10 protein-coding genes and 1 riboswitch are annotated in these 11,045 nt (G+C 73.8%); of the genes, 3 read left to right on the top strand and 7 right to left on the bottom strand.

Annotated features, from left to right (window positions below):
• The first annotated feature begins 80 nt into the window (after positions 1-80).
• Positions 81-150: riboswitch (guanidine-III (ykkC-III) riboswitch) on the top strand.
• Between the two features lie 11 nt (positions 151-161).
• Entirely contained in the window at positions 162-1,025 is an 864-nt protein-coding gene (locus tag AB0O00_RS19600) for an MBL fold metallo-hydrolase (RefSeq protein WP_363653413.1), read from the top strand.
• A gap of 189 nt (positions 1,026-1,214) precedes the next feature.
• Positions 1,215-3,119 carry an Ig-like domain-containing protein gene (locus tag AB0O00_RS19595; RefSeq protein ID WP_363653411.1) on the top strand — a complete coding sequence of 635 codons (1,905 nt, stop codon included), beginning with the start codon at positions 1,215-1,217 and terminating at the stop codon, positions 3,117-3,119.
• 64 nt (positions 3,120-3,183) lie between these two features.
• On the opposite strand, the gene AB0O00_RS19590 is transcribed toward AB0O00_RS19595, so the two are convergent.
• The 6 genes from AB0O00_RS19590 to AB0O00_RS19565 all read right to left on the bottom strand — a co-directional run bounded on the left by AB0O00_RS19590 (position 3,184) and on the right by AB0O00_RS19565 (position 9,463).
• A complete protein-coding gene (locus AB0O00_RS19590; RefSeq protein ID WP_363653409.1) occupies positions 3,184-3,735 on the bottom strand; it encodes a Uma2 family endonuclease in 552 nt (183 codons plus the stop codon).
• A 28-nt stretch (positions 3,736-3,763) separates the two neighbouring features.
• Positions 3,764-5,161: a DHA2 family efflux MFS transporter permease subunit gene (locus AB0O00_RS19585; RefSeq protein ID WP_363653407.1), complete on the bottom strand. Its 1,398-nt coding sequence runs from the start codon at positions 5,159-5,161 to the stop codon at positions 3,764-3,766.
• A complete protein-coding gene (locus AB0O00_RS19580) occupies positions 5,158-5,343 on the bottom strand; it encodes an MbtH family protein (RefSeq protein ID WP_363653405.1) in 186 nt (61 codons plus the stop codon). Before AB0O00_RS19580 ends, AB0O00_RS19585 begins: the two co-directional genes overlap by 4 nt.
• Positions 5,336-7,276 carry an AMP-binding protein gene (locus AB0O00_RS19575; protein ID WP_363653403.1) on the bottom strand — a complete coding sequence of 647 codons (1,941 nt, stop codon included), beginning with the start codon at positions 7,274-7,276 and terminating at the stop codon, positions 5,336-5,338. The genes AB0O00_RS19580 and AB0O00_RS19575 overlap by 8 nt, the downstream gene beginning before the upstream one ends.
• On the bottom strand, positions 7,273-8,424 hold the full coding sequence (gene dhbC, locus AB0O00_RS19570; protein WP_363653415.1) for an isochorismate synthase DhbC: 1,152 nt from the start codon (positions 8,422-8,424) through the stop codon (positions 7,273-7,275). Before dhbC ends, AB0O00_RS19575 begins: the two co-directional genes overlap by 4 nt.
• A 250-nt stretch (positions 8,425-8,674) precedes the next feature.
• On the bottom strand, positions 8,675-9,463 hold the full coding sequence (locus tag AB0O00_RS19565; RefSeq protein WP_363653401.1) for a 2,3-dihydro-2,3-dihydroxybenzoate dehydrogenase: 789 nt from the start codon (positions 9,461-9,463) through the stop codon (positions 8,675-8,677).
• 363 nt (positions 9,464-9,826) lie between these two features.
• Here AB0O00_RS19565 and AB0O00_RS19560 point away from each other — a divergent pair, with 363 nt between their 5' ends.
• The gene (locus AB0O00_RS19560; RefSeq protein ID WP_363653399.1) at positions 9,827-10,231 is read left to right on the top strand and encodes a hypothetical protein; all 405 of its coding nucleotides are present in this window, start codon (positions 9,827-9,829) and stop codon (positions 10,229-10,231) included.
• On the opposite strand, the gene AB0O00_RS19555 is transcribed toward AB0O00_RS19560, so the two are convergent.
• The coding region (locus AB0O00_RS19555; RefSeq protein WP_363653397.1) for a CapA family protein at positions 10,167-11,045 on the bottom strand (879 nt) is incomplete at its 5' end. The genes AB0O00_RS19560 and AB0O00_RS19555 overlap by 65 nt on opposite strands.

Below are 11,045 nucleotides of genomic sequence, written 5' to 3'. Positions count from 1 at the left end.
CCGGCCGGCCCCCCGGGGCCCCCGGCGCCCCGCCCCGCCGGCACGTCCCGGGGGCGGGCCGGCACCGTGCTAGCGTCCCGGTGGCGGCGCACCGGCGCGCCCGCCCCGGACGAGACGTGCGCCGTACCCGGCCCGACAAGACGACGCACCGAGGAGGCGTCATGCCCGAGTCCGACCGGGCCGTCCCGGTGCCGCGGCCGCTGGACGTGCGGTGGATCCACGGCTCGCCGTCGGCCAAGCACGACACCGGGCCGGAGATCCAGGTCCACGCGTACGACGAACACACCGTCGTGCTGCGGCAGAACAAGGCCGTCCACTACGAAGCGCCGTTCCTGTACCTGCTGTTCGGGGCCGAACGGGCGGTGCTCATCGACACCGGGGCGACCGCCGAGGCCGCCCACTTCCCGCTGCGCCCGGTGGTCGACGAGTTGATCGGGACGTGGCTGGCCCGCCATCCGCGGGAGGGGTACGAACTGCTCGTCCTGCACACCCACCCGCACGGCGACCACGTGGCGGGCGACGGCCAGTTCGCCGGCCGCCCCGGCACGACCGTGATCGCCGCCGATCCGGCCGTCGCGTGGCCCTACTTCGGCTTCGACGCCGACCCGGACGCCGTGACCACCGTCGACCTCGGCGGCGGACGCGTCCTGGAGTGCCTCGCCACCCCGGGCCACCACCCGGCCGCCGTCACGTACTACGACCCGTGGACGGGCATCCTCCTCACCGGCGACACCGTCTACCCCGGGCGGCTCTACATCGACGACTGGCCCGCGTTCACGCGCACCGTCGACCGCCTGATCGCCTTCTCCGACCGCCGCCCGGTCACCCACGTGCTCGGCTGCCACATCGAGATGACCACCACGCCCGGCGTGGACTACCCGATCCGCACCACCTACCAGCCGGACGAACCCCCGCTCCAGCTCACCGTCGCGGACCTCCACGACCTCCGCACAGCCCTCACGGCATTGGGCGGCGCCCCGGCCCGCCACGCCCTCGCGAAGATGATCCTCTGGCCGAGCGAGTGACCGCCCGGGAGCCGGCGGCCCGGCCGTAGCTTGTCGGACGGATGTCCGGCGGCCGGGTGAAATCCGGCCGCCGGACCCGTGGCAGGGCCCGTTCGCACGCCGACCACCGGTCAAATCAGGATGCCGCGCCGCGAGGCGCAGGACTTCGGCGGTGCGGCCACCAGCTCCCCACCTCCGGAGGCCCCTCTCGTGATCCTCTTCCGAAGACGACTCCTGGCCCCCCTCGCGGGCCTGCTCGGGCTCGCCATCTCGCTCGGCTCCCAGCTCCCGCAGGCCCACGCGGCCGCGCCGCAGTACTCCGTCATGCTCCAGCCGTTGACGCAGAGCCCGACGGTCGGCGCCACCGCGATGCTCACCGCCACCGTGCGGAACACGAGCGACGGGACCCTGGTCGGTGCCGGGAAGACCGTCACGCTGACCGTCATCAGCGGTCCGGCCACCGGGCAGACCGCGACCATGATGACGGACGGCAGCGGCCAGGCGGCCTTCACGGACAACAGCACGAAGGCTCAGATCACCGACGGCTTCCAGGCCAGCGTGGTCGAGTCGGACAACGTCACCCAGGACTTCTCCAACCAGGCCTTCGTCTCCTGGCAGCCCGCCGTCGCCATCACCCTGAACCCGCCGAGCCAGACCCTCGGCGTCCAGGGGACGGCCACGGTGACCGCCTCCGTCACGGTGCCGCCGGGCTACATGCTGCCCGCGAACGTCACCTTCAACGTGATGGGCCCGAACGGCGCCGCGAGCGGGCCGCAGCCGGTCGTCGCCGACGTCGGCAGCACCACCTCCGGGACGGCCGTCCTCAGCTACCCGGGCACCCGGCCCGGCGCCGACATCGTGGGCGCCCAGGTGCAGGACCAGTTCGGCAACCCGGTCAACGCGAGCCAAGTCCAGGTGAACTGGCAGCCGACGTACGTGCTGACGCTGACGCCGAACTCCTCCACACACGTGGCCGGCGATCAGGCGACCCTCACGGCCAAGGTCACGGACGCCAACGGCAATGCGCTGCAACACGTTTCGGTGCACTTCGCCGTCCAGGGCCCGAACAACACCACGGGGGACGTCATGACGGACTCCGGCGGCCTGGCGATGTTCCCCTACACCGGCGCCCACGTGGGCGGCGACATGGTGACGGCCTCGGTCACCGACACCCGGATGAACACCTACTCCGCCGTGGCCACCGTGCAGTGGGTCCCCGTCCCGGTCGTCACGCTGACACCGGCCAGCCAGACGCAGACCTCCGGCGGCACCGCGCCGCTCACGGCCAACGTCACGGCCGGGGGCGCGCCGCAGCAGGGGGTGCAGGTGACGTTCGACCAGCTCAGTTCGACCGGGGGCTCACCGACGCCGCTGCAAGTCGTCGCGACGGACAGCAACGGCAACGCGGTGTTCAACTACACCAGCAGCACCGTCGGCACGGTCAGCCTGGACGCCGTCGTCACCGACGTGGACGGCAACCAGCGCACCTCGAACACGGTGACCGTCACCTGGACCAAGCCCGAGACCATCAACCTCGTCCCGGTGAGCCAGTCGCAGAACACCGGCAGCAACGCGATGCTCACCGCCACCATCGAGGCCGGCGGCACCGGGCAGGCGGGCGTGCCGGTGACGTTCACCGTCCTGTCGGGCCCGAACGCCGGCAAGACCGGGAGCGTCACCACCGACACCAACGGCAACGCCACCTTCGCCTACACCGGCACCGCCGTCGGCACGGACACCGTCCAGGCGAGCTTCACCAACACCTCCGGCACCGTCCAGACCTCCGGCAGCGCCACCGTCACGTGGACCGACCAGCCGATCAGCGGCTCCGGCCTCGACCTCTCCGGCCGCGCCCGGCGCCCGGTCTCCGGGCACGTCGCCGTCTTCAGTGACCCCGACACCAAGGCGCTGGCCGCCGACTACACCGCCACCATCAGCTGGGGCGACAACACCACCTCCACCGGCACCATCTCGGGCGCCACCGGCGGCCCGTTCTTCGTCGACGGCACCCACACCTACGGACGCCGCGGCACCTACACCATCACCGTCACGATCACCGACAACGACAACCCCGCCAACACCGTCACCACGACCAGCCACGCCACCATCCGCTGACCCCGAGCACCACAGGGCCGCTCCCCGATCTCCACGGGGAGCGGCCCTGCCCGCGTCCGCTCGCTCAGTCCTTGTAGGGGACGAGCCCCGACAGATCCAGTTCGAAACCGAACGGGTCGCGGATGCGGATCGCATCGCCGAACTTCCGCTCGGTCCGCGTGTGGTAGCGGTCGTGGTTCGGCTCGGAGAACAGCGTCACCGTCTTCTGCCGGGGGTCGACGATCAGGTAGAGCGGGAAGCCCATGCGCGGGTAGTCGCGGACCTTGCCGGTCCAGTCGTTCTCCGGGTTGGACGGCGAGACGATCTCGACCGCGATCAGGGCCAGCTCGGCGGGGATGTCGTGCTCGGGGAGGTCGGTGACCTCGTCCGGCACGTAGGTGAGGTCGGGGTTCCTGACCGAACCGGCTTCGGGCGAGGACAGGTCGCTGTTGCCGGTCGGGAAGTAGCCGGGCGGGCAATGCGCCTCGAACTGGCGCTGGACGAGAGCCAGGTTGCGCTGGTGGATCGGGGACGGCGACGCCTGCATCACGATGATGTCGCCGGACAGCTCCACCTTGTAGCCCTCCGGGAGGCTCCATCGGGCCTCTTCGAGCAGGCGGTAGCGCTCAGGGTTCATGTGGTCACCGTACGGTGGGTGGGGTCGGTCACGGGGTCATGCCGGCCGGTGGCTTGCCTGGGAAGCGGGTGGCGAGCGGGGTTCCGGTGGCGATCAGGAGGGCGGTGGCCAGGAGGGCTATGCGGTAGGGGGTGGGGTTGTCGCCGTCGGCGAGGAGGCCGATGAGGGCGGCCGTGGCGGCGATGCCCAGGGCTCCGCCGAGGGTGCGGACGATGGTGAAGAGGGCCATCGCCCGGCCCGTCGCCGGTGGGGGGACGTCGGCGAAGCCGGCGATCTGCAGGGTGAGTACCGCAGTGCCCAGGACCAGGCCGACGGCGAACATCAACGCTCGTACCGCCCACGGGCCTTCGGTGACCGCCAGGGCCGCCAGGACGGCCGCCGCCAGCAGCAAGGCAGGCAGCGCGAGGCGGCGCGGGCCCAGGCGGGGCAGGAGGCGGTCCACCACGTGCGAGGCGGCCATCAGGCCCACCGCCTCCGGGAAGACGCTCAGGCCCGCGTCCAACGCCGATACGCCGAGCGCCACTTGGTAGAGCAGCGGGAGGACGAACAGCGCGCCCATCAGCCCGGCCGAGGTCAGCAGCGCGAGCCAGGTGGCGGCGCCGAAGGTGCGGTCGGCGAGCAGGCGGAGGTCCACCAGTGGCTCGGCGGCCCCGAGTTGGTGGCGGACAGCGAGGATGAGGAGCCCCGCCCCCGCCACCCCGCTCACCAGCACCCCGGGCGATGACCAGCCCTGCGCCGGGCCGAAGCCGAGGGCGTAGGTGAGCAGGCCCAGGCCCGGGGTGGCGAGCAGGAAGCCGGTGGTGTCGAAGCGCCCCGCCGGGGGCTCCTCCCCCGCGCGCAGGCCGACGAGTCCCACGGCCACGGCGGCCACGCCGATCGGCACGTTCACGAGGAACAGCCAGTGCCAGGACAGGCGTTCGGTGAGGAAGCCGCCGAGCGGCGGGCCGAGGGCCGGCATCAGTGCGGTCGGGACGATCAGCACCTTGCCGAGGCCCGCCCGCTCGTGCGGGGCGAAGGCGCGGAACAGCAGCGTCATCCCGACCGGCGTCAACAGGCCGCCCGCGACGCCCTGGACGGCCCGGGCGGCGGCCAGCGCGCCCAGCCCGGGGGCGGCGGCGCACAGCGCGGAGGCGAGCGTGAAAGCGGCCAGCGCGGCGAGGAACACCCGCTTCACCCCGTACCGGTCGCCGAGCCGGCCGGCCGCGGGCAGTCCGGCGGCGAGGCCGACGAGGAACGCCGTCTCGACCGCGTTGGCCGCCTCGACCGGCCGGCCGAAGTCTCCCGCGATCGTGTACAGCGCGGGGTTGACGATCGTCGAGTCCAGGCCGTTCATGCACATCGCCGCCGTGTAGGCGACGACCACCGCGAGCCGGCCGTCGAGGAGGGGACGGGCGGCGGGTGCGGGGGCGGGTACGGGAGCGGTCACAGGTCGGTCCAGTGCGCGCCGATCCAGTCCAGGGCGGCGGTGCGTCCGCACGGGCCGTGGGCGACGTCCCAGCCGGCCGGGACGGCGGCGAATACCGGCCAGAGGGAGTGCTGGCCCTGGCCGTTGACGAGGGCGAGGAAGTCGCCGTCCGCGTCGAAGGGGTTCGTGGGTGCGTCACTCATGAGCGGTGCTCTCCAGGTGGTCGGCGATCACGCGGGCGATGTGCGCGATCGGGGCGGGCAGGGTCATGTCCTTGTGCGAGCAGGCGACGTCGGTGCCGGCGATCCGGCCGGACACGTACGGCGCCCAGAGCTCCGGCACCAGGGTTTCGTCGATGGTGTCGACGGTCGCGCGGAAGAACAGCACGTCGCCGTCGAAGCGCCGGTGGTCGTATCCGCGCACGAGGTGGTTGGTGTTGAGGTAGATCCGGTTGAGGGCCTCGACGGTGGCGTCGGCGAGTCCGGCGAGCGGGCTGCTCTGGCGGCGCAACAGGGCGGTGACGGAGGCGAGTTCGAGCGGCTGCCCGGCGAGGTCGGCCGGGCCGTAGCCGCCCATGGTGAGCAGTGCCTCCAGGGCCTCGGCCTGGTCGGGGACGGGCAGCTCGCGGAAGCCTTCGGCCGGGTAGGCGTCCAGGATCGCGAGCAACTCGACGGCGTGGCCGAGCTCTTGGAGCCGGACGGCGACCGCGTGCGCGATGATGCCGCCGATCTCCTCGGCGGCGACCTTCTCGCCGCCGCGGTTGATCTGGTCCTTGGCGCGGCCCTCGACCACGAGGTGGCCCGTCGGGGTGCGCCGGACGAGGTCCCCGGTGCGGTAGAAGCCGTCCGCCGTGAAGGAGCCGGCGTTGTGCCCGGGCGCGTTCCAGTAGCCGCGGATCGTGTACGGGCCGCGGGTGAGCAGGTGGCAGGTGGTCCCGTCCGGCACGTCCCGGTCGTGGTCGTCGACGACCCGGACCTCGTCGTCCGGGGAGATCGGGCGGCCCTGGGTGGTGGCGATGACGTCCTCGGGGTCGTCCAGGCGGGTGTAGTTGACGAGCCCCTCGGCCATCCCGAACACCTGCTGGAGCGTGCAGCCGAGGACCGGGCCCACCCGGCGGGCGGCCTCCTCGCTGAACTTGGCGCCGCCGACCAGCAGCACCTCCAGGCTCTCGAAGCCCCGCGCGCCGTGCTCGGCGGCGTCCAGCCAGAGCAGGGCGAGCGGCGGCACCAGGCCGGTGATCGTCACACCCTCGCGGCCGATCAGCGGGAACGCCGTCTCGGGGCCCGGCTGCGGGCAGAACACCACCCGGCCGCCCGCGTAGAGCGTACCGAGCGAACCGGGCGAGCTGAGCGGGAAGTTGTGGGCGGCGGGCAGCGCGCACAGGTAGACGCTGTCCCGGTCGAGCGCGCACAGCTCGACGGAGCCGCGCAGCGAGTAGATGTAGTCGTCGTGGGTGCGCGGGATCAGCTTCGGCACGCCGGTGCTGCCGCCGGAGAGCTGGAGGAACGCGACGTCCCAGGGCTGCGGCTCGTCGAACGGGCCGTCGAACCGGCCGTCGAGCTCCCGGCCGAGGGGCACGTCGCACGGCACGTCGGCCAGCCGCACGTACCCTCCGGGGTCCTCCCCCGCCACCAGCACCAACCGCAGCGATGGGCTCTCCGCCCGTACCCGGTCGGCCAGTTCGCGGTAGTCGAAGCCCCCGTCGACGCCCCCGTCGGCGCCCGGGATCACGTACGCGACCGCGCCCGTGAAGGAGCAGAAGTGCGAGATCTCGGTGTACCGGTGGGCGGGCAGCGCGAAGACCGGCAGTGCGCCGATCCGGAACAGTCCGAAGACCACCTCGAAGAACTCGGCGACGTTGGGGAGTTGGACCACCACGCGGTCCCCGCGCCGGATCCCCCGGGCCCGCAGCCCGGCGGCCATCCGGTCGGCGCGGCGGTCGAGTTCGGCGTAGGTCCAGCACCGCCCCTCCCCGGCGGGGTCGACGATCGCGACGCGCTCGCCGTGCGCGGCGGCGCGCTCGCGCAGCATCCGGCCGAACGTCTCGCCGCGCCAGTACCCGGCGGCCCGGTAGCGCTCGGCGAACGCGGTCGGGTACGGGGTGAACCCGGCCGCCACCTCTTCCAGGGGCGTCACCGCGGCACCCCCGCCGCGTCCAGGAAGGTGCGGAACTTGGCCTCGGTCTCGGCGAGTTCGGCCTCCGGACGGGACTGCGCCACGACGCCCGCGCCCGCGAAGACGCGCAGCGTGCGGTCGTCCGCCTCGGCGCAGCGGATGGTGACCACCCATTCGCCGTCGCCGTCCGCGTCGCCCCAGCCGACCATGCCGGCGTACAGGCCGCGGTCGAAGGGTTCGGTCTCGCCGATGACTCGGCGGGCGACGGGAGTCGGGGTGCCGCACACCGCCGGGGTCGGGTGCAGTGCGGCGGCCAGTTCCAGCGCGGAGGCGGCCGGGTCGGCCAGTTCGCCGGTGATCGTCGTCGCTAGGTGCCACATGGCGGCCGTGCGCACGAGGGTCGGCCGCGCGGGCACGTCGAGGGTGCGGCAGTACGGGGCCAGCGCGGTGCGGATGGCGTCGACCACGACAGCGTGTTCGTGCAGGTCCTTGGGCGATTCGAGCAGGGCCGCGGCCCGCCGGACGTCCTCGCCGAGGTCGGCGCTGCGCGGCACCGAGCCGGCCAGCGGATTCGCGAGGACGGCCGTGCCGCGGCGGGAGAGCAGGAGTTCGGGGCTGGCGCCGATCAGGGTGCGGCCGCCGCCGGAGGGGACGGCGAAGGTGTAGCCCCCGGGGTCGCGGCGGGCGAGCCGCTGGAGGACGGCGGGCAGGTCGAGCGGGGCGCCGGAGGTCAGTTCGAGCGTGCGGGCGAGGACGACCTTGCTCAACTCCCTTGCGCGCAGCCGCTCGACGGCCGCGGCGACGCCGGCGCCGTATCCGGCGGGCTCGGGCACCGGGCGCACCCTCCAGTCCGTCCGTTCGGCGGGCGGCGCGGGGAGGGCTATCAGGGGGTCGTCGCGCAGCGCGCCGGTGGCGCGGACCCGTGCGGGCACGGCGAGTTCGGCCCGCGCGTCGTGGTCGAACCCCAACGCGCCGACCACGAGCGGCCGTTCGACGCCGGCCCGGCGCGCCCGCGCGAGCGTCTCGGCGACGCGGACGGGGAGCGGGCGCCCGTCCTGCGGCACCCGGGCGTGGACGCCGGAGGTGAGCAGGGTCCGGGTCGGCGAGGCGAAGAACGCCTCGCCGGGCGCGGCCCGGTACTGGCCGAGCAGGCCGCTGGCCGCGCCGATGACGGTGTGGTCGGGAGCGGTGCGGTCCGGGGCGGCGGTGTCCGCGTGAGGACGCGGCGGGTCCCCGACGGGGGCGTGGTGGACCGTGGTCACCTGGATTCTCCAGTCTGCGTGGGGTGGACGTCCGGGAGCTGCCCGGGAGTTGACGGTCGCGAGGACCGGCGGAGGACGCGGGCCGCAAAAGAGCGAGCGCCGCAAAACGGCCGACGAGGGCCCGGGGGAGGATCGCCGCGGTGCCCGAGGCGCCCCGTCAGGCGCGAAGCGTGGCGCCGCCGTCGACGTACAGGTCGTGCATGGTGACGTGCCGCGCCCGGTCGGACACCAGGAACAGCACGGCCTCGGCGACGTCGGCCGGCGCGGCGATCCGGCCTAGCGGGATGCCGACCCGCCAGGCGGCCGGGTCGCCGTCGATGACGCGTTGTCGGGCGGCCTCGGCGGATTCGGCGTCGTCGCCCCAGAGGGCGCGCTGCATCGCGGTGTCGGTCGAGCCCGGTGACACGATGTTGCAGCGCACGCCCGAGCGGCCGAGTTCGAGTCCGAGGCAGCGGGTGAACATGGTGGCCGCCGCCTTGGAAGCCGCGTAGGCGGCCATCCCGGCGCGCGGGACTCCGGCGGCGTTGGAGCCGACGGTCACGATGGCACCGGCGCCGCGCCCGGCCATCCGCCGGCCGACTGCGCGGCAAGTGTGGAACACCCCGGCGGAGTTGACGGCGAAGGTGTCCGCCCACTCCCGGTCGGAGAGTTCGACGGCGGGCCCGACCCGGAGGATCCCGGCGACGTTCACCAGCGCGCCCAGCGGCCCCAGTCGGGCCTCGGCCGACGCCACGAAGGCCTCGACGGCCGCCGCGTCCGTGACGTCCAGGACGTACGGGCGGATGGCGGGCGATTCCTCGGCGAGCACGGCGAGCGCCCCGGCATCGCGGTCCGCCGCCGCGACGACGGCGCCCTCGGCGACCAGCGCCCGGACGACGGCCGCGCCGATGCCCCGGGCGGCCCCGGTGACCAGGGCGACCGTACCGGCGAGTTCGGACTGCAGCACGGACTTCCCCTCTGACCAGCCTGATTAGGTAAGGCTAACCTAACATAGCTGTTCGCCCACGCCCAGACTCCGCACCGCCCGTCAACTCGCCGACGCCGGCGCTTCTCCAGCGACAGGAAGGTCGAGGCGATCACCGGCCGCCAGGACCTGCCCTTCGAGGTCGACATGGGCCGGCACCACCGCCGACGGCTGCCCGATCGAGCCGTAGCGGGGGCGGGACGCCGTCAGCGCACCCTCCCGCCCGCGCGCCTCCCATGCCGGGCCCCGTCCGCTCCCTCGATCTCGCGGATCCGCAACTCGCCATCGCCCGCACGCGCCGGAAACCGGATGCCCTCGCGCATCAACTCCCCTACCGTGACTCCCATGTGCACACGATCGCAGACCTCCCGACGACACTACGTGTGCGTGCCGTGCCGGGTGTCGACGAAGCGCCACGGCGCGGCCGGACGGGACGGATGCCCGCGCTGCGGCGGGGAGTTGGTGGACGCCGGGCACGACCTGGAGGTGCCGAAGAAGCGCGACGACGCCGGCTGGCGGGCGCTCACGGCCCTGCTGCGCGCGGGCGTGACGTTCCACTCCTCGTGCTGCGACGGGCCCGGCTGGCGCCCGCGCACGCCGCGTGAGGTGCGCGAGCGACTGGCGGCCTCGCGCGGCACGGGGCTGTCCGTGGCCGCCGCGCTGACCACCCGGGACGTCGGCGACCTCAGTGCGCGGCGGCGGGAGCGGCCGCGAGTCCCGCGCAGCCGCGCAGGCCGTCGCGCCGCTTGAGCGCGGCCTCGGCGGCGGCACCGGTGACGGGCACGGGGACGCCCCGGTCGTCGACCGTCGCGGGGGCGAACGCCTCGCCGGTCACCCGGCCGTCGCCGGTGACGGTCAGCGTGGTGACGCCGGTCTCGTTCGAGAACGGGTAGTTGGAGGTGCCGTACCAGAGGAAGTTGCCGAAGCCGTACCCGACGTAGGTGTTCCCGAGCATGCCGGCGCCGACCATCGTGTGGGCGTGGGTGCCGACCACGGCGGTGGCACCGGCCGCGGCGAGCTTCTTCGCGATGGACGTCTGGGCGGCGGTCGGGCAGGCCTTCCCCTCCTCGCCCCAGTGCAGGTACACGAGCACGACGGACGCCTGGCGCTTCGCGTCCTCCACCGCCTTGACCACGGCGGGGACGTCGAGGGCGGAGGCGATGCCCGGCTTGGCGGCGCCGGCGCGCCACTTCTGGTTGGTGAGGTCCTCGATCTGGCTGGCCGCGACCACGGCGACCTTCACGCCGCGCACGGTCGAGACGTACGGCGCGTACGCCTCCTTGGCGGTGCGGCCGACGCCGATGACCGGGATCGGCGCGGAGTCCTTGGCCGCGAGGGTGTCCGCGAGGCCGTCGGCGCCGAAGTCGACGGCGTGGTTGTTCGCCATGGAGACGACGTCGACGCCGGAGGCTTTGAGGGCGTCGAGGGCCTTGGGCGAGGTGCGGAAGGTGTAGAGCTTGGGCTCGGGGGCGCCGCGGCCGGTGATCGCGGTCTCCAGGTTGAGCACGGACAGGTCGGCGTCGGCGAGGGTCGCGGAGATCGGGCCGAGCGGCGGCTCGGGCGG

The sequence above is a fragment of the Kitasatospora sp. NPDC093558 genome (assembly GCF_040683475.1).
Taxonomy (GTDB): domain Bacteria; phylum Actinomycetota; class Actinomycetes; order Streptomycetales; family Streptomycetaceae; genus Kitasatospora.
The sequence above is the reverse complement of the archived record's forward strand: the minus strand, read 5'-3'. Positions and strand labels throughout refer to the sequence as shown.

Bases quoted from the DNA above. Each gene is read 5' to 3' on its own strand.
- AB0O00_RS19600 (WP_363653413.1), top strand. From the start codon at position 162: ATGCCCGAGTCCGACCGGGCCGTCCCGGTGCCGCGGCCGCTGGACGTG.
- AB0O00_RS19590 (WP_363653409.1), bottom strand. From the start codon at position 3,735: ATGAACCCTGAGCGCTACCGCCTGCTCGAAGAGGCCCGATGGAGCCTC.
- AB0O00_RS19580 (WP_363653405.1), bottom strand. From the start codon at position 5,343: ATGAGTGACGCACCCACGAACCCCTTCGACGCGGACGGCGACTTCCTC.
- AB0O00_RS19560 (WP_363653399.1), top strand. From the start codon at position 9,827: ATGTGCACACGATCGCAGACCTCCCGACGACACTACGTGTGCGTGCCG.